The sequence below is a fragment of the Methylovorus sp. MM2 genome, from assembly GCF_001648895.1.
In the GTDB taxonomy this organism is placed as follows: Bacteria; Pseudomonadota; Gammaproteobacteria; order Burkholderiales; family Methylophilaceae; genus MM1.
Genome location: NZ_LXUF01000011.1, coordinates 82,175 through 100,839, shown reverse-complemented (window position 1 = coordinate 100,839; position 18,665 = coordinate 82,175). Strand labels below are relative to the sequence as shown.

The window sequence follows — 18,665 nt, the reverse complement described above, 5'->3', positions numbered from 1 at the left end:
TACGTTTAATTTATTTTAATAACGCCATTGCATGCCTGCATAAACAGAGCGACTATCTCCGGGAAGGAATAGTGCCTCATTGTTGTTTGGGCCGGGTGTGGTATTTAATGCGCGTACTACACCAGTCGTTGCCGCATAGTTTACATCTGTAAGATTACGCCCTTCAATAAACCAAGAGACTTGCTTGTTGATTTGCTGACCCATCTTCCAACCAAAAATGGTGTAACTATCCGCATAGATAGTCTCTGCGAAATCGGCAGCATATCGTTGCGGAGATGTTTCGATAGTCGGGCCTGTATAAAAGCCATTCTTCCGATACAAGAGCTCGCCTCTGAGTAATGACTTAGGTACGCCAGCCAAGTTGCGATTGCCGTATACATCATCGTTATCGAATCTAAATTCGTTGATTAGAAGGTTATGTCGCCATTCTAGGTTGCCGGGTAAACGAGCAGTCATCCCCATCTCAATACCCGCGTGTATAGTATGCGAAGCATTAGTTGTTTGTGAGGCCGGGGCCGCACTATTACCTGCAACGAATACAGCCGTTTGCAGAAGTTCATCTTGTAATTTTGCGTAATAAGCTGATATATCCCAATCTACATTAGTACTGTTTCCGCGAGAACCAATCTCAAATGTAGTGCCGCCTTGGGCGCTGACGATATTGGGGCGCAGACCGCCAGCAAGTTCGCCAAATGAAGGAGGTTCATAGCTGCGTGAAACATTGCCATATACTTGGATTTGTGACGTGTATTGATAGAGCAAGCCTATTTTAGGGCTTGTCTGGACATATCTGGTGTTGAAGCTTTCATCACCCTCTGTACCAGTAATAAATTTGTCATTTAACTCACGTTTACTATTGGTGTATTGCAGGCCTGTAACAAGGGCTAAATCAGGTAACACGAACAGCCTATTCTCTGCATACAGCACATTGTTGCTTGCGACCTGTTTTGTTTTATTCCTCATCACGCCACGCGAGCCTTGCAGATTTTGCCAACGAGTTTCTTCGGTTTCGCCATAGCTAGGTGTATAGCCAGTGATGAACTCATTGCGTAATCCGAACAGCTTGCCTTCCTGTACTAATCTCACAGATAGGCCATAGTCTTGGCTATCTTGATCCAGAATCTGGAATATAGGGTGGAATAATGTTTTATCTGAATAATATCCACCTAACTCTAGCCTGCCGTTATCCAGTAATATCGTTGTCTTGTTGGCTATGCGCCATACATCGATGTTCCGTCTTTGTTGACCAGTAGTTGCGCTAAGAATTGCCTGACTAGGATCATCTTTAAGCTGAGCTTTTGTGAGATTGCCTGGTAGTTCAGAATTGCTGTTGGCGTAACCAAGGAAAAAGCGGGTTTCTACATTTTCATTAAAGCGGTAGCCGATATTTGCATTCGTCCGTTCTGCACTTTGTTGGGCATTGTCACGAAACCCATCTTGATCAAATGTGCTGGTGCTAACGAAGTAATCAAGATTGCCAACTACGCCTCCAGTTGCAAGACCAAAGCGTCGATAACCAAAACTACCAAACTCTGCCCGTGCTTCTAGTTGTGGAGCATCATAGCCTGTAGGCGAGACGAAATTAATTGCCCCACCTAAATTGCTAGAACCGAATTTCATCGCATTCGCACCACGGAACACTTCGATATAGCGTGTGGATAAAGGCTCTATTGCTTGAAAATCGAAACTTCCATCTGCCAAATTAACTGGGATGCCATCTTGCATCAATTGAATACCACGTCCGTGGAATGTGCGCTGCAAACCAGAACCGCGGATCGATAGGCGAGATTCTTCAGCGCCGAAACGTGACTGTGCGAAGACTCCCGTTGCCATGCCCAGTGTGTCGTTGAAGTTTGAAACGCGACCTTCACGCACTTTCTCGGCATCTACCACCGTGACACCACCAGCAGTCTTATTAATCTCTTTTATTGCTTCCTGCATATCTGCTTGAGTGAGAGATGCGCTCGTAGTTATTTTCTTTTCCGTTACCGTCACGGTAGGCAATGTTTGGGTCTCGTTTTTTTCGATATGGTCCGCGTAGGCATTACTCGCCGAAGCGGCAAGTAGGCACATGTAAATAGCTTTGTAATTAAATTGCATGTTATTTCCCTAATAGCTTTAAGAGCGGCTACAGATAGCACTGTATGCTGCATTGCAGATGCTCTTAAGTTCGATAAATGCCAATGAATGGCGTATGGCTTTGAACGATTAGGGGTTTAAGGGCGGGGCGCGTGGATTTGCCGATGCCCATGCAAATAGTGGGTACGGCGCCTGATAGAAAAGTTTGGGGAGTGAGTAAGACAGATTGGCAGGTTGTAGCGCAAGCAGGCGCTGATCATTCAATGCAAACGTTGATGCATGCATCGTACAGTAAGCGCAATGTTCCATCTTCATGGGTCGAGAGTCATTGTCGTTTGACTCTTTATTACTCGCGGCTAGAGCGATATTGAAAGGTACGAATTTATTCCCAGACGTTGAACATATCTCAGACCAGGGGGCAGGCTGACCTTTGATGTTGGCTATCGCGTGCGAAATTGCCGGAGCAAGGGAGCCAAGTAGAATAGCAAAGCAGCTTAGCCACGCGATAAAGCGTTGCGATAATACACCACGGTTTTGCCTGAAAAATTCCATGCGGCATGATAGCAGTGTAAGCTGGTTTTTTTAACTAGAATTTACATGTGTAACTTTTAAGATTGCGATGCGACTGAATTTTCTAAAACTCGTTATTTTCCTCACAATATCCCCATTATTACCACGCGATGCACTTGCGGAGCTGTTGGATGATCATTGCCCAGTGACTCAAATTAAAGCTGATAACGGGCAGACATTATTATTTTTTGAGCATGTTTTCGCAGATGGTGTGCATGACTTGGCAATTGCCTACGCGCAAGATAGTACACAAGGATTAAGTGTTGAATCGCAGACCTTAAAACGCGTGACTTTCGGCGGTGAAAGACATGCGTGCAATTTTAGTAACCTTGCCATTGCACGTGGCGGTGATTGGGGCTGGCATCTGGTGTGGAGTTCCGCCAAAAAGCCGGGCTTGTATTATGCGCGCATGGATGGTGATGCATGGGTGTCTTCTCCCGTCAAGCGTTTAAGTGTCTCCTCTATCGCCGAAGTGGCACTCGTTGCTGAGCTTGGCAAAGTAACGATCAACTGGCTGGATATGAATGACGACAAACACTATGCCGCTATCTCTGATGATGAAGGCAGAAGCTGGCAAACACCTCAGCCTCTTAACAAGTGAGTGGCTTATTTGTCTTTAGCTAGGTCGGTATCCAAAAAATAGCTGACATGTCGCCGCGGGTTCAGGTAGATCAATGCTTCTGGTGGTAATTGATGGGGTCTGATGCAAGCGCCGATGGTCAAAGTAGCTTCAGTACGCAAATCAAGCACTAATGGCTTCTCTCTTTTTGCAATGGGTTCGTGCACCATCACAAAGGGCTTAAGCGGTTTGCCCGGGTTCACCGAGACGACAATGCCGTGCATGCCGCTCGATAGTTGGACGACACTCCCCGGAGGATAGACGCCGAGACATTTGATGAATTGTTTCAGGATGCCTTCATCAAATTTAGATTTCATATTGCTAAACATGAATTTCAGCGCTTCATAGGGCGTCATTGCGTGCGCATGATCTGCCGGATTGCAAAGACTGTCATACACATTCACAACAGAAACAATTCTGGCGAGCGGGTCTATGGTGCCATCCTTCAACTTGCTAGGATAACCGGAGCCGTCGATGAACTCATTGTGTTGCAGGATGACTTTTTCGATATGTTCCGATAATCCCGACTTCTTCGCGATCTCTGCGCTATGGACGGTATGTTGTTCTGTAAAGCGTAACGCAACCGGAGTGAGATGGCTTGCCTCCAGTGGGATATCAGGATAGTTTGCCTTGGCTGTGTCGTGGAACAGGGCTGCTAACGCTAGGGTATGGGTATCTTCAGCTGTCATGCTCATTGATTTTGAAAGCATGAGTGAAAGCACGGTGACATTGAGCGGGTGCAGATGATGTTTATCATCCGAATTGCTGCCATTGATGGCGTGCATCGCGATATCTGGCTCAGTCAATGTGGTATGCACCATGTCATCGAGCATTTGCTTTGCCTGATGGATGGATGCTTGTGGATTATCTTCAATATTGGCGATGGCTTTTTTGGAGATATCTGACGCGAGGATGAATTTTCTCTCGCTCTCTTCCATCGCTTCGTGAAGTTTTTTCAGCCTATCGGTATATATTTTCTCGCTATCCTGACGCAATGCGATCTCGGCACTGGCTTGCGCTTTTGAGATGACGGATCTGCTATTCACGGTTTCATTGAGTGGTAAGGGTTCGCAGTCGCTGCGCTTCGGGTCATAACGCAATTGTTTCAATCCGATTTTGCGGACTTTTGCAATCTGCCCTTCATCTTTGAGTTTGAAATTGCTAAAAGTGAACGGATGATCCATCCAGCCCAAGTCTAGATGGATATATAGACCAACGCGCAATTGGTCGATATCGATAAAGTGATGCTTAGTTTGCATTTTTTTCTTTCCCCAACTTACCAGCGATCAGTAATTGCGTGAAATCAGATGCATTCACTGGCCTGCTGTATAAGTACCCCTGTGCTTCTTCGCATCCCATGTCGAGCAGAAAGTCTGCCTGTGCCGTGGTCTCCACCCCCTCTGCGATGACTTTAAAACCTAGGCTGTTTGCCATTGCGTAGATTGCGTTGGCAATCGCGGCATCGTCAGTGTTGTGGGGTAGTTCGCGAACAAACGATTGATCAATTTTTATTTTATCTAATGGTAACCGTTTTAAATGAGAAAGCGATGAATACCCGGTACCAAAGTCATCGATCGCCAGCCTTAATCCTAAACGTTTAATACGGTCAAATACGCTAATCACGTATTCGGTATTATGCATCACCGTGCTTTCGGTGATTTCAAGCTCTAGCAAACTCGGTTGGCAATCTGTTTCAATCAGTATGCCATATACCGTGTCCGCAAAGTTACTGCGTTGAATCTGTACGCCGGAGACATTCACCGAGAGCCGATTTAACACGAGCCCTGCATTTTCCCATGCGGCGGCTTGTAGGGCCGATTGTCTTAATACCCATTCGCCGATCTGGACGATCAGCCCGGTCTCTTCTGCTAACGGGATGAATTTCGCAGGTGAAACCATGCCTAATTCAGGGTGTTGCCAGCGTAGCAGTGCTTCTGCACCGATGATGTCGCCAGTCTTGATTGATACTTGCGGCTGATAATAAACTTCAAACTGGTTGCGTTCAAGTGCCTTGCGCAAGTGGTTTTCTAAAGTGAAACGCTCAACGGCATTTTTGCTCAGGTCTGCTGAGTAGAAGCAAAGATTATTCTTTCCGCGACTTTTTACGTGATACATCGCAATGTCGGCGGCTTTGATTAGTCCCTCTACATCAGTACTATCAGTGGGGTAAATTGCAATGCCGACACTTGCCCCGATGAAGAGCTCGCGCCCATCAATGACAAATTCAGTTTGCAATGAGTTGATGATCTTTCTTGCAACGGTTTCCGCATCTTCATTCTTGCGCAACAGATCCATCATCACTAGGAACTCGTCGCCTCCCAGTCTGGCGACGGCATCGCTTTCACGGACTGCCTGACTGATGCGTTTAGAAACTTCAAAAAGAAGTTGGTCGCCGACATGATGTCCCAAGGTGTCATTAATGGCTTTGAATCGATCCAAATCAACGAACAGGAGTGCGATCTGGTTCTGCTCTCTCTCTGCACGTTTGATCGCGTGATCTAATAGCTCATTGAGCAGACGGCGATTGGGTAGGCCTGTGAGCGGGTCGCGGTTGACCAACTCGTTGAGGCGATTCTGGGAGTGCTTGATTTCAGATATGTCGGCGAATACGCCCACGTAGTTGATGATCTGACCTTCTTCATCTTTTACTGATGTCAGCGTCAGCCATTCCGCATATTGTTCGCCATCTTTGCGGGTATTCCATATTTCCCCACGCCAGCGACCATCCTGTGCCAGCGTATCCCATAACTCCTTGTAGAACTCTGAGTCATGCGTCTCATGATGCAGCACGTTAGGCACGCTACCGATGACATCCTCTTCTGAATAACCGGTAATGTCGGTGAAGCTCTGGTTGATGGCGATGATGCGCGTATTCTCGTCGGTGATCATGATGCCCTCGACAGCACTTTCGAATGCTATCTTGGCTTGATGTAAACGATTGCCTGCTGACTCTCTTTGGATCGCGACACCAAATGATCTGCCAATGGCCATGAGTGCATCCAGTTCGTGGGATGATATCTCAGGCAGGTCTTTACTCCGCTCGATGACGATGACGCCCCACCATTGGTTGCCAGCAAACACAGGGACTACAGCGATAGATTGGGTGCCGTGCTGATTAAGAAACGCTTGTTCATCTGCGGGGAATTCGTCTATATCACCATACAGCGCCTCGCCTTGTCGAAGCGTACTTACCCAACGATTGCAACCGTTCTTCAGGTAGTTGATCGATTCATAGCTGCTATTGGTCACGACTAGATCAGGGCTGACCCACTGATGCAGCATGATGGAGTTCAGTGCCTTGCCATTATCAATGACATTGTTTTTCAATAATGTCGCGCGGCTAAAGTGTGATGCAAGACTTAAGAGTTCCAAAACGCTCGGCGCTACTTTTTGCCAGGCTTCGGCCGAGTGCAAAAGCCAATCACAAGAGATCAGCGCATCTAATATTGCACTGCGGTCATGCAGCGTGCTTTCTGTGATCTGGTGGTCAGTGATGTCATGCACATGGATGACATAACCCAGTTTTTGAATGTTGCCTTCCAACTGAACATCTTCCAGATTGGAGATGAATATCTTGAGGGTTTTGAGTTTGCGCGCTACTGCATATTGAAGGGTGAAGGTTTCATTAGACTTTTTGAGTTCTATCCATATTCGCTTGACCACGGTGACCGGTAAATGGCCTTTTCCGGATTCGATCTCTGCATTGGATAAACCGAATAACTCGCAAGCGTAGGGGTTGGCGTAATGAATATTAAGTTTTGCATCAGTAGCAATAAGTGCAACATCTTTGAGACTGTTGACCAGTCGTTGCATTAATGATGTATTGCTTGGCTGCATATGCTTTGGTACTCATTCCCTTGGTCGTGAGATCGTTTTTCGTATTCTTATTCACATCTGGCGTTACGTACAAAGGCATAACATCCCGAATTCTACTAGGAGATATTCTCGCAACAAAGCCTTATGCCGCATAAACCCGCCAATTTATTCAGCCTTAGCGATGATTGCTTTATATCTAGTTGTAAATAATGCCATTTTATTTCGGTTTGTTGGTAATAAATTATCGGCAAAAAGTAATAAATCTTGAAATACTTGAAGCCTTCCCCCACCTTAGAGGTAACCAGTTTTTTAATGTGGAGAGCGCAATGCGTTTTGACAAACTTACAACCAAATTCCAGCAAGCCCTGAATGATGCTCAGAGCTTGGCTGTTGCCAACGATAATCCAAGCATCGAGCCGCAACATCTTTTGGCTGCTTTGTTGAATCAGGAAGATGGCGGTACACAGTCTTTACTGGCACGTGCGGGCGCTAATTTTGAGCCGTTAAAGGCCTCATTGCAGTTGGCCATCAATCAATTACCCAAGGTCGAGAATAATGCTGGCGATGTCAGCATCTCACGTGATTTGAATAACCTGCTTAACCTCACAGATAAACAGGCACAAAAAAGCGGCGATAGCTTTATTGCTAGCGAAGTGTTCTTGCTGGTGCTGGCTGAAGATAAAGGTGAAACCGGCAAGTTGCTTAAAAAGGCAGGCTTGAGTAAGAGCGCACTTGAGGCAGCTATCAAGGCTGTGCGTGGTGGTGAACATGTGAATAGTCAAGAGTCTGAAAGTAATCGTGAGTCTCTTAAGAAATATACGCTTGACCTGACTGAAAGGGCGCGTAGCGGTAAGCTCGACCCTGTGATTGGTCGAGATGATGAGATTCGCCGTGCGATTCAGGTATTGCAGCGCAGGACAAAGAATAACCCTGTGCTGATCGGTGAGCCGGGGGTTGGTAAGACTGCGATTGTTGAAGGGCTTGCGCAACGTATCGTCAATGGTGAGGTGCCGGATAGCCTCAAGAACAAGCGAGTGCTCTCGCTTGATATGGCCTCGTTATTGGCAGGTGCCAAGTATCGAGGTGAGTTTGAAGAGCGGCTGAAGAATGTATTAAAAGAGCTGGCATTGGATGAAGGTCAGACCATCGTCTTTATCGATGAACTGCATACCATGGTTGGTGCTGGCAAAGCTGAAGGCGCGATGGATGCAGGCAATATGCTCAAACCTGCTTTAGCGCGTGGCGAGCTCCATTGTGTAGGTGCGACCACACTGGATGAATATCGTAAATATATCGAAAAAGATGCAGCACTTGAGCGCCGTTTCCAAAAAGTGATGGTCGATGAGCCGAGTGTGGAGGCGACCATTGCGATACTACGTGGTTTGCAGGAGAAATATGAGCTGCATCATGGCGTGGATATCACTGACCCTGCCATTGTGGCTGCGGCAGAGTTATCTCATCGGTATATTACGGATCGATTCCTGCCTGACAAAGCCATTGATTTGATTGATGAGGCTGCATCGCGCATCAAGATGGAGATCGACTCAAAACCAGAAGTGCTGGATAAACTTGATCGTCGTTTGATTCAGTTGAAGATCGAGCGTGAGGCTGTGCGTCGTGAAAAAGACGAAGCTTCCAAAAAACGCTTTGAGTTAATCGAGGAAGAGATTGCGCGTTTAAGTAAGGAATATGCTGACCTTGAGGAAATCTGGAAAGCGGAAAAAGCCCAGTTGCAGGGTTCATCGCATATTCGCGAAGCCATAGAAAAGCTTAAATTACAAATGGAAGAGGCTACTCGTAAAGGTGAGTGGCAAAAGGTTTCCGAGCTCCAATATGGCAAATTGCCACAGCTTGAAGCGCAACTTAAAAGTGCCGATTCAAGTCAGGAAGTCGCTGTTGGTAAGCACCGATTGCTACGTACGCAAGTAGGTGCAGAAGAGATCGCTGAAGTCGTCAGCCGTGCAACGGGCATCCCGGTTTCCAAGATGTTGCAGGGAGAACGCGATAAATTGCTGACCATGGAAGATCGGTTGCATGAGCGCGTGGTTGGGCAGGATGAAGCAGTGCGCTTGGTATCTGATGCAATTCGCCGTTCACGCTCAGGTTTGTCAGATCCTAATCGCCCATATGGCTCATTCCTGTTTTTGGGGCCTACGGGTGTCGGTAAAACAGAACTGACTAAAGCGCTGGCAGGGTTCTTGTTTGATTCGGAAGATCATTTGGTTCGTATCGATATGAGTGAGTTCATGGAGAAGCATTCTGTATCTCGTTTGATCGGCGCGCCACCTGGTTACGTGGGATACGAGGAAGGTGGTACCTTGACTGAGGCCGTTCGCCGGAAGCCATATAGCGTCATCCTGCTTGATGAAGTTGAGAAGGCCCACCCCGATGTATTCAACGTATTGTTGCAGGTGCTGGACGATGGTCGTTTGACGGATGGTCAGGGACGCACCGTGGATTTCAAGAATACGGTCATCATCATGACCTCCAATCTTGGCAGCCAGATGATCCAGAATATGACCGGTGACGATTATCAGGTCATCAAACTTGCGGTGATGGGCGAGGTAAAAGCGAATTTTCGTCCGGAGTTTGTCAACCGAATCGATGAGGTAGTCGTTTTTCATGCATTGGGCGAGTCACATGTGAAGTCGATTGCGGGTATTCAATTACAGAATCTGACCAAACGTGTTGTTGCGATGGATATGAAATTGCAAGTGACAGATGCTGCTTTGGCCGAGATTGCCAATGCCGGCTTCGATCCCGTCTATGGTGCACGCCCATTGAAACGTGCGATACAGTCGGAGATCGAAAATCCGCTGGCTCGCGAGATACTGGGTGGTGTTTTTGCCCCTAAAGATACGATCAAAGTAGATTTTAAAGGCGGTAAGATGCTGTTTAGCAAGGCCTGATAAAGAGTGTACGACGGATGAATCTTTACCGAAATAAGCAGTCATAATCGGTAATGGTTCATCCTGATTGAATTTGATTATATTTGTACCGGGTATGCACCCGGACTCGGAGAGAAGATGCATAAGCTATCGATCATTATAGTGGCTGGTTTGTTGGTGAGCGTCTCTGGCTGCGCCACAAATACGGTGCAGGAGCCGCAGATACAGCGCATCTCTCCAGAAGAGCTTGAGCGCATTATGCCCAAGCCGGTGCCTAACCTGACATTGGATGAAATCGTTAATCTGTCCAAGCAAAAGGTACCTGCTGACCAGATCATTGAAAAGATCAAGGCAAGTAACTCTCGCTATGACATCACGCCATCTCAAGCTGTTGATTTAAGCAAGCAGGGTGTCGATGGTAAGGTGCTTGATTTTATTTACGCCGCACGTGAGCAGGCAGTGAGAGATGGCTTTGCTGATGAGATCAATAAGCGCGAAAAAGAAAAGAAACTGGAGCAAGAGCGCCTGAAACGCGAGTATCTATGGCGTTCACAACCTTATTATGACCCTTGGTGGGGTTATAGCTATGGTCCCGCTTGGCGTCGTCCCTATGGGCCAAGCTTTCGTTACGGGTACGGCTGGTAAGACTTAGGTATAAGAAAGCTCAGCTTTGAGTCAGGTCTCGATTAGCTGAGCGCCAGCGCAGCTTTTGCGAGAAGCGGTGGCGCGCCTGCAACCGTTTATCCGTGAGGATGATCTCTAGCGTTTCACCCAATACCATCACTACCCCGAGAATTGGGATCGCCAGCATCAACCCTGCAACGCCTGCGATCGCTTCACCGATCAGGAACATCATGACTGTGAGTAATGGATGGATGCGCAGGCTCTTGCCAACGATTAAAGGCAAGAATAGAAAGTCATCCAGTATGCGCATCGTGATGAATAAACCGATGATGCTATAAAATAGCGGCAGGTTACCCGGTGAGTCAGATGCTGCCACCATCATGACGATTGCAAAGCCAAGCAATGGGCCCAGGTAAGGTATCCAGCAAAGCACGGCTACCAGTATGCCGAGTAAAAAAGCAGGTGATACACCTAGTGCCCATAGGCCCGCGGATACCAATACAGTATCTATCACTGCGATCTTGAGCAGGCCAACAAAATACAATCTTGCGGTACGGTCCACGGCATGAATCAGGTATAGCGTTTTTTCAAAAAACGCATTCGGCACGGCTCCGCCGATCATTTTGCGCAGATAGGCTGCATCTTTCAGCAAAAAGAAACTGATGATAGGGGCGAGCAATAGAGAGGGTAACCAAGCCGCGACGCCTAATGCGATACTGCCTATATATTTATCTGAAAAGTGTTCGGAGAAATCGCGGAACTGCTGGTACAGGTCGTTACCGAATTGCGAGTTTTGTAAAAACTTAAACCGATGCTGTAATCCGTGAATGATCTCTTCTAGCAGCGTGACCCCGCCAGAGAGATAATGCATCAGCGAAGCCTGCCATTTCTCTGCATGTGCGATAGCCAATGGGTAGAACAGAATCAGCCCGATGCCGATTACGAGCAGAAAGGCACCACTGAGTGATACTGCTGCAAGACGATGGCTAAATCCTGACTGCACCATCTTTTTTGCTATCGGTGCAAGCGAATAATAGAGCATGAGTGCCAACAGGAATGGCAAGACCAGCCAGAGTATTTTCTTGAATATCAGCAGCAGCAAACAAGTGGCCGCAATGATGCAACCCCAAGTGATCGGGCCGGGGATATCGCGATGTGTTGCCAATGTGGCTGGGTTGATCGCTGTGGTATCAATATCGCGATAGAGCGCGTTGATGAGGCTGCAATGTTCTGTGATCGAGGCTGCAATATCCGGATGGGTATGCATCAAGCCCAGAAAATCATCGCGAAACAACACGGCTATCGTACAGTCTTCAATGGCCTTGACTTGCGCTGATCGCGGGCTGCCTTCGAGCAACGCTCGCTCACCGAAGAATTGTCCCGCATCCATTTCGGCTAATGGTTCCGCCATGCCATGACGGCTTATCTGCACTTTGCCAGTGACAATAAAATAGACCGCCTGACCTTCTTCATCCTGATCGAAGATGATCTCGTTCTTTACATAAGTACGCTGATGCAGCACATCATCCAGCGTGGCAAGTTCATGCGTTTTCAAGTCGGCAAATAGAGGTATCGCACGTAGCAAAGCCAAGTGGGCGGGCTCTATATCTTGGCGGAAATAACGTAATAGCATGAGGGTATTGTTTTTATAGATTCAGTAATGGTAGTAATCCTACCATTACTTAAATCAAGTGACTGAATATAAATAGCATTATAATTTTAAAAATGATGGATCGAAACTAATGGATCAAGCGATATGAATCAACGTACCAGCCAGATCAATGTAAGAACCAATGGGCGTCGACTTTACGATATCACATCCGAGGTCACCCGCTGGGCTGCCGATAGCGGGCTGAGTACAGGCTTGCTGACGCTTTATATACAGCATACTTCTGCAAGCCTGTTGATTAACGAGAATTATGATTCAGATGTGCTAGTAGATATGGAAAGTTTTTTCGCACGCCTTGTGCCTGATGGTGATTCGCTATTTATCCATACAGTAGAAGGTCCTGATGATATGCCCGCGCATGTGAGAACCGCGCTCACGCAAACCAATCTATCTATTCCACTTATTGAAGGCCGCGCGGCTTTAGGGCAATGGCAGGGTATATTTCTATATGAACATCGGCTGGTTGCAAGCAATCGTCGCGTTATCCTGCACCTGATAGGTGAGTGATTCTACGTACTATCTGATGCTGCTCCAACTTAGTGGGTCAAACGGTTTACTTTGGTAGCGTAGTTCAAAATACACGCCATTCGCGTCATTGCCACCGCTATTGCCAACCTCGGCGACCGTATCGCCACCGCTGACCGTATCCCCCACTTTTTTAAGCAAGGCCTGATTGTTGCCATACAAACTCATATAGCCGTTACCGTGATCCACAATGATCAGGTTGCCAAAACCACGTAACCAGTCAGCGAATACGATACGCCCACTAGCGACCGATTTCACGTCCGAGCCCTCACTTGATTTGATGAACAAGCCTTTCCAGGAAATACCGGTATCTTCTCTTGCCGCGCCGAATCGATTCGTGATCTCTCCTCGAACAGGTAGATTCAGCTTACCTTTCAATGCTGCAAAATTGCTGCCATCGAATGCGTTGCTCGGCAATGTGTCATTACGCCCCACTGGCACTTGAGGTTTTGATGTGTCCGTTTTATCAGTCTTGCGTGGTGTGCGTTTCGGCGGAGGTGTTGCGGCAGCGGCACGCGCTAAACGCTCAACTAAATCCGAAAGACTTTTTTCATCGCGCTTGAGTTTATTGATTTCGCCACGTTGCGCTGTGATCTTTGCGGATAGTTTCTTGAGTAAGGTGCCGCGCTCGTTTTTCTGCGATTGGAGTTCACGGCGCTCTTTTTCCTGATTGGCTTTAAGATCAGTGACTTCTTTCAGGGCGACCGCTGTCTGGTCATTCAGTTTTGCGACCTTGCCCAGATTTTGTTGGGTGGCATCGATGAGTTTCGCCCGTGCCCGTGAGACATAGGCAAAGTATTGCAGTTGCCGTGCAATCGCGCCCGGGTCTTGTTGCTGCAATACCACCTGAATATAGCTTTGCTGACCATGCAGGTATTGCTCATATAATTGCGCACCGAGTAGCTGCTTTTGCTGTTGTATCGTCGATTCCAGGCCCGATTTCTGTTGCTCCAGCGATTGCAAATTTGCCCGGTTCTGTTTCTGTTGCAGGCTTAGCTCATAGAGTTTGCGATTTGTCTCACTGATCGCCTTTTCGCTTTCTTTGAGTGCATCGGTCGCATCTGCATGAGCTTCGGTATTGCTATCCAGTTCTTTTTTGAGTTTTTCAATGCGCTCATGAATCTGGTTCAAGTCATCTTTTGATTTCTCGACCTTTGTCGCAGCCGATGTACTTTGCGAAAAAGTCATCAGCATAGCAAAAAGGGTTACGGCTAGCTTGTAGCTAACCCCCTTCTTATCAAGCATTGTTGGCAATGGTGTTGGATTCAAAGTTGACTAGGGTGTGCCCGGTCATTTCTGTCGGCTGGGGTAAGCCCATCATTTTAAGCAAGGTGGGTGATATGTCTGATAGCGCGCCAGTGCCAGCTGCTGCAAGTTTTGCCGGGCGACCAACATACAATAGCGGTACAACATTTGTCGTGTGCTGGGTATGTGGTTGGTTATTGGTTCTGTCCTGCATCAACTCTACGTTGCCGTGGTCTGCTGTAACGATCACCTCACCCCCGATCTGCTGCATGGCGCTGACGACACGCCCAATACAGATATCGATTGCTTCTACGGCCTTGATGGCAGCATCCAGTTTTCCGCTATGACCTACCATATCGCAATTGGCATAGTTGCAGATGATGGCATCATATTTTTGACTCAGGATAGCGGCTTCCAGTTTGTCGGTCACCTCAAAGGCGCTCATTTCGGGTTTCAGGTCATAGGTTGCTACTTTGGGTGACGGTACAAGAATGCGATCTTCCCCAGGGAAAACCTGTTCCTCGCCACCATTAAAGAAGAAAGTGACATGCGGATATTTTTCAGTCTCGGCAATGCGTAACTGCGTCATGCCCTGAGCGGATAAATATTGCCCTAGACTATTGGAGAGACTTTGTGGCGCAAATACCGCTTTGGCTACTTTGTCATTTTTGTCATAAGTCGTCAGTGTGTAATAGCCACCGAGTTTAGGCACGACTGTGCGTGCGAAACCATCAAAATCCGGCTCTAGGAATGCTTGTGTAATTTGGCGTGCACGGTCTGAGCGGAAATTCATAAATACGACGACATCGCCATCTTCCATCGTCACAGGCGTTTCGCCGGGGTTGACGATGGCAGTCGCTTTTACGAACTCATCTTTTTCATCCCGCGCATAAGCCGCGTTGAGTGCATCAAGTGCGGTCGATGCCGTATATTCACCAATGCCTTCGGTGATGACTTTATAAGCTGGTGCAACACGTTCCCAACGTTTGTCCCTGTCCATCGCATAATAGCGGCCTGTGACAGAGGCGATCTTACCCGCGCCTAATGTTACGAATGTTTCTTCCAGTTTTTGAATGTAAGCAGTCGCGCCGATGGGCGGCGTATCGCGACCATCCAGAAATGCATGCACATAGATTTTGTCTAACCCAGCTTTGACGGCTGTTTCTACCATGGCGTAGATATGTTCCTGGTGACTGTGAACGCCGCCATCCGATAGCAGGCCGAATATATGCAGTGCCTTACCTGCGTTTTTGGCCTTGTTTACGGCCTCAAGTAATGTCGGGTTGGTAAAGAATGTCCCCGTTTCTATGGCGGTATTGATGCGCTCAAAATCCTGATATACCACTCGGCCTGCCCCCATTGTGAGGTGACCTACTTCTGAATTACCCATCTGCCCGCAAGGTAGCCCGACAAACTTCTCCGATGCATTGATCAGCGTATGAGGATACTGACTCCACAATCGATCCCAGTTTGGTGTATACGCTTGAGCAATTGCATTATCCGTGGTTTCTTCGCGGTAGCCGAAGCCATCCAGAATTAACAATATGACGGGTGTTACTTTCATTTTTGGCTTTGTTCCAGGTGGTTTTGGTAAATATCTATTAGATTTATATTTTAGAGATATTTCACTAATAAATCTTCTTAATTTACCGCTTTGTGGATTTGATGGTTTTTGTCTCTAATGCGGTTTGCTAACTTGAAATATGTGCCACTTGAATTATGCTTAAGAGGCCTTCATATTGGTCTATGTATATTAATCATCTGTACGCTTTCATTTCTGGGTAAAATCCCTAATTTGGTGTGTGTGAAAGGCAAGTAGTGGAATTTATCGCAAAAAATGTCATCTGGCTGGGTCTCGCTGTTGGGTCTGGTTTTCTATTGCTTTGGCCTTTACTCAAGAAAAGCTCTGGTGGTGTGGTCGACTTGAGCCCCGGCGAATCGGTGCTGCTCATCAATCGTGAGAATGCACTTGTGCTTGATGTGCGTGATGACGCAGAGTTCGCAGCCGGACATGTGACGGGCGCCAAGCACATTCCGTTGGCTAAACTACCTGAGCGATTGAAAGAATTAGCCAAATATAGAGAAAAGCCAATCCTAGTGAATTGTCAGGGTGGTATTCGTTCGGCGAAAGCTTGCGATATCCTCAAGAAAAACGAGTTCTCTAAGATATATAACTTGCGCGGCGGTTTAAAGGCTTGGATAGAAGCTAAATTACCTACCGTGAAGGCCTAAACATGGCGAATGTCGTGATGTACACTACAGCAAGTTGCCCTTATTGCATGAATGCAGAACGGCTACTATTACGTAAAGGGGTGACCGATATCGATAAGATCCGTGTCGATCTTCAACCCGAGCTGCGTGTCACCATGATGGAAAAAACCGGACGCAGGACAGTGCCGCAGATTTATATCGATGAAAAACACATCGGCGGTTTTGATGAGCTGCGCGCATTAGATGTTGCTGGTGAATTGGAACCTTTGTTGTTTAAAAACATGCCATAAGCAGTTAGAATATGTAAGAGGAAGTAAAGCGCCCTGATTGCAGATAATCCAGTGGCGCTTTTTATTAATAATTAATTACCGAGCTGATGTACAAACATCAGCCAATTAGGAAGAGACATGGCAGAGAACGAAGTAGCACCACAGGATCAACAACCGGCTTTTGGTATTGAGAAGATTTACATCAAGGATCTTTCTTTAGAGATTCCACATGCACCACAGATTTTCATCCAGCGTGAAGCCCCACAAGTGAGCGTTGAGCTGGCAAATACAGCGACACAGCTTGAAGAGGGTATCTATCAAGTGCTGGTCACCGTGACCGTGACTTCCAAGATCGAAGATAAGACCGTGTTCCTGGTTGAAGTGGCACAGGCCGGTATATTCCAAGTACGCAATGTGCCAAAAGAGAATCTTGATATCATTCTTGGCGTTACTTGTCCGAATATCATCTTCCCTTATGCACGTGAAGCAGTTTCTGACACGGTTACCCGTGCAGGTTTCCCGCCTGTATTGCTGAACCCGATCAATTTCGAAGCACTTTATGCCCAACAAAAGCAGCAGCAAGAAGAGCCTGTTGCGCCTAATGGCGCGATCACACATTAATGATTCAAATCCGCCTCTACTATTTCGTGATTGGCGCAGTATTACTTGCGCTGATGCCAGCAATGGCTTCGGCGCTTGAGTATCGCGCTGTCTCAGTGCCTAAGGCGATTTTTTATGATGCGCCATCGGCACAAGGTAAAAAACTATTTGTAGTAGGGCAGGGTTATCCGGTTGAAGTTATCGTTAACTTGGGGGACTGGATCAAAGTACGGGACCGTCAAGGTGGTTTGAACTGGGTAGAATCCAAGCAGCTCACTAACAAGCGCACGGTGATTGTCATCGCCGACCAAGCTGAGGTTAGGCAGTCTGGTGATGCCGCCGCCGCGATCGTCTTCCGTGCTGAAAAAGATGTAGTGCTTGATTTGATGGAGCCAGTGACAAATGGCTGGGCAAAAGTCCACCATCGTGATGGCCTAGTCGGCTATGTGCCTGCATCTTCTGTTTGGGGACTTTAAGTTTCCTGTTCGAATTTTGTTAGTCTTTAATTTTCCTAGCCTCGAATGAAATCCTGAATTTATGAAGATCGCCGTATTAGGTGCTGGTGCATGGGGTACTGCACTTGCCATGCAAATCAGTCAGCGGCATCAAGTGGCGCTTTGGGCGCGTAATGCCGAGCATGTATCCGGTATGCGTAAAGCGCGCTCCAACCCTTTGTACCTTGGAGATTTCCGTTTTAATGATCATCTTTCGATCGAGAGTGAGCTTGAAGCGGCGCTGCAAGATGCGGATTTGATTCTCTCTGTTGTGCCAACCGCAGGTTTCCGTAACATCCTTAAAGAGATCAATGCGCTTGGTAGTCAATTGCCAGTCATCTGGGCGAATAAGGGACTAGAGCCTGAAACAGCAAAGCTACCGCACGAAGTTGCTTTGGAGGAGCTGGGAAATGGCCGCCACTGGGGTGCGCTTTCAGGCCCGAGTTTTGCCGCTGAGCTAGTGCGCGGGCTACCTACTGCCATTACCTTGGCGGCCAATGATGAAGTTTTTGCGCGTGATGCAGGCGCGTTGTTGCATGGTGGAAATTTTAGGGTCTATACCAGTACAGATGTGGCTGGTGTCTCGGTTGGTGGCGCACTGAAGAATGTGATGGCGATTGCTTCTGGTATCAGCGATGGGATGGAATTCGGTAACAATGCCCGTGCAGCACTGATCACACGCGGATTGGCTGAGATGACACGTTTTGGGGTGGCATTGGGCGGTCAGAAAGAAACATTCATGGGTTTGGCTGGTTCAGGCGACTTGATTCTCACCTGTACTGGGCAATATTCGCGTAATCGCGAGGTGGGTATCCGTCTGGCATCCGGCCAATCTTTAAGTGACATCCTGCAAAGCTTGGGGCATGTCGCTGAGGGCGTGAATACCACGCGTGAAGTGATTCGCCGTGCCGAGCAATTAGGCGTTGATATGCCGATCACCTATGAAGTAGACCAAGTACTTTCTCATGGCAAGTCACCAAGAACAGCGGTTGAAAATCTACTGAGTCGAGAACAAAAATCAGAAGCGGTTTAATTGTAGGTAAAAATAATCTTTGA

At 47.4% G+C, this 18,665-nt stretch carries 16 protein-coding genes; 9 read left to right on the top strand and 7 right to left on the bottom strand.

Annotated elements, in window-relative coordinates; all coding sequences use genetic code 11:
* Positions 1-15: 15 nt before the first annotated feature.
* Positions 16-2,100 (bottom strand): TonB-dependent receptor domain-containing protein, encoded by a 2,085-nt coding sequence (locus A7981_RS08110; protein WP_067266914.1) that lies wholly within the window; start codon positions 2,098-2,100, stop codon positions 16-18.
* A gap of 108 nt (positions 2,101-2,208) precedes the next feature.
* Positions 2,209-2,631, bottom strand: a complete 423-nt coding sequence (locus tag A7981_RS08105; RefSeq protein ID WP_067266913.1) for a DUF2946 domain-containing protein — start codon at positions 2,629-2,631, stop codon at positions 2,209-2,211.
* A 67-nt stretch (positions 2,632-2,698) separates the two neighbouring features.
* Between A7981_RS08105 and A7981_RS08100 the strand changes: the two genes are divergently transcribed.
* Entirely contained in the window at positions 2,699-3,250 is a 552-nt protein-coding gene (locus tag A7981_RS08100; RefSeq protein ID WP_067266912.1) for a hypothetical protein, read from the top strand.
* Between the two features lie 5 nt (positions 3,251-3,255).
* Here the strand turns inward: A7981_RS08100 and A7981_RS08095 are convergent, their stop codons facing one another.
* Both A7981_RS08095 and A7981_RS08090 read right to left on the bottom strand, forming a co-directional pair.
* Positions 3,256-4,527 carry an HD domain-containing phosphohydrolase gene (locus A7981_RS08095; RefSeq protein WP_067266911.1) on the bottom strand — a complete coding sequence of 424 codons (1,272 nt, stop codon included), beginning with the start codon at positions 4,525-4,527 and terminating at the stop codon, positions 3,256-3,258.
* On the bottom strand, positions 4,517-7,105 hold the full coding sequence (locus A7981_RS08090; RefSeq protein ID WP_067266910.1) for an EAL domain-containing protein: 2,589 nt from the start codon (positions 7,103-7,105) through the stop codon (positions 4,517-4,519). Before A7981_RS08090 ends, A7981_RS08095 begins: the two co-directional genes overlap by 11 nt.
* Positions 7,106-7,410: 305 nt before the next feature.
* Here A7981_RS08090 and clpB point away from each other — a divergent pair, with 305 nt between their 5' ends.
* Both clpB and A7981_RS08080 read left to right on the top strand, forming a co-directional pair.
* Positions 7,411-9,993, top strand: coding sequence for an ATP-dependent chaperone ClpB (gene clpB, locus A7981_RS08085; RefSeq protein WP_067266908.1), 2,583 nt, complete (start codon positions 7,411-7,413; stop codon positions 9,991-9,993).
* 117 nt (positions 9,994-10,110) lie between these two features.
* The gene (locus tag A7981_RS08080; protein ID WP_067266906.1) at positions 10,111-10,617 is read left to right on the top strand and encodes a DUF3824 domain-containing protein; all 507 of its coding nucleotides are present in this window, start codon (positions 10,111-10,113) and stop codon (positions 10,615-10,617) included.
* A gap of 19 nt (positions 10,618-10,636) precedes the next feature.
* Here the strand turns inward: A7981_RS08080 and A7981_RS08075 are convergent, their stop codons facing one another.
* On the bottom strand, positions 10,637-12,229 hold the full coding sequence (locus tag A7981_RS08075; protein ID WP_082889272.1) for an AI-2E family transporter: 1,593 nt from the start codon (positions 12,227-12,229) through the stop codon (positions 10,637-10,639).
* A gap of 123 nt (positions 12,230-12,352) precedes the next feature.
* Here A7981_RS08075 and A7981_RS08070 point away from each other — a divergent pair, with 123 nt between their 5' ends.
* Positions 12,353-12,772 (top strand): secondary thiamine-phosphate synthase enzyme YjbQ, encoded by a 420-nt coding sequence (locus A7981_RS08070; protein WP_067266903.1) that lies wholly within the window; start codon positions 12,353-12,355, stop codon positions 12,770-12,772.
* Positions 12,773-12,781: 9 nt separating this feature from the next.
* Here the strand turns inward: A7981_RS08070 and A7981_RS08065 are convergent, their stop codons facing one another.
* The gene (locus tag A7981_RS08065; RefSeq protein ID WP_067266900.1) at positions 12,782-14,035 is read right to left on the bottom strand and encodes a murein hydrolase activator EnvC; all 1,254 of its coding nucleotides are present in this window, start codon (positions 14,033-14,035) and stop codon (positions 12,782-12,784) included.
* Entirely contained in the window at positions 14,028-15,599 is a 1,572-nt protein-coding gene (gpmI, locus tag A7981_RS08060) for a 2,3-bisphosphoglycerate-independent phosphoglycerate mutase (protein WP_067266898.1), read from the bottom strand. The genes A7981_RS08065 and gpmI overlap by 8 nt, the downstream gene beginning before the upstream one ends.
* A 254-nt stretch (positions 15,600-15,853) precedes the next feature.
* On the opposite strand from gpmI, the gene A7981_RS08055 reads away from it, so the two are divergent.
* From A7981_RS08055 to A7981_RS08035, 5 genes are all read left to right on the top strand, one after another.
* On the top strand, positions 15,854-16,267 hold the full coding sequence (locus tag A7981_RS08055) for a rhodanese-like domain-containing protein (RefSeq protein WP_067266896.1): 414 nt from the start codon (positions 15,854-15,856) through the stop codon (positions 16,265-16,267).
* A 2-nt stretch (positions 16,268-16,269) separates the two neighbouring features.
* Complete coding sequence (gene grxC, locus A7981_RS08050) at positions 16,270-16,536, top strand: glutaredoxin 3 (protein WP_067266894.1); 267 nt, start codon at positions 16,270-16,272, stop codon at positions 16,534-16,536.
* A gap of 117 nt (positions 16,537-16,653) precedes the next feature.
* The gene (secB, locus tag A7981_RS08045) at positions 16,654-17,136 is read left to right on the top strand and encodes a protein-export chaperone SecB (protein WP_067266891.1); all 483 of its coding nucleotides are present in this window, start codon (positions 16,654-16,656) and stop codon (positions 17,134-17,136) included.
* Entirely contained in the window at positions 17,136-17,591 is a 456-nt protein-coding gene (locus A7981_RS08040; RefSeq protein ID WP_067266889.1) for an SH3 domain-containing protein, read from the top strand. The genes secB and A7981_RS08040 overlap by 1 nt, the downstream gene beginning before the upstream one ends.
* Before the next feature lie 61 nt (positions 17,592-17,652).
* Entirely contained in the window at positions 17,653-18,642 is a 990-nt protein-coding gene (locus tag A7981_RS08035) for an NAD(P)H-dependent glycerol-3-phosphate dehydrogenase (protein ID WP_067266888.1), read from the top strand.
* Positions 18,643-18,665 lie beyond the last annotated feature (23 nt).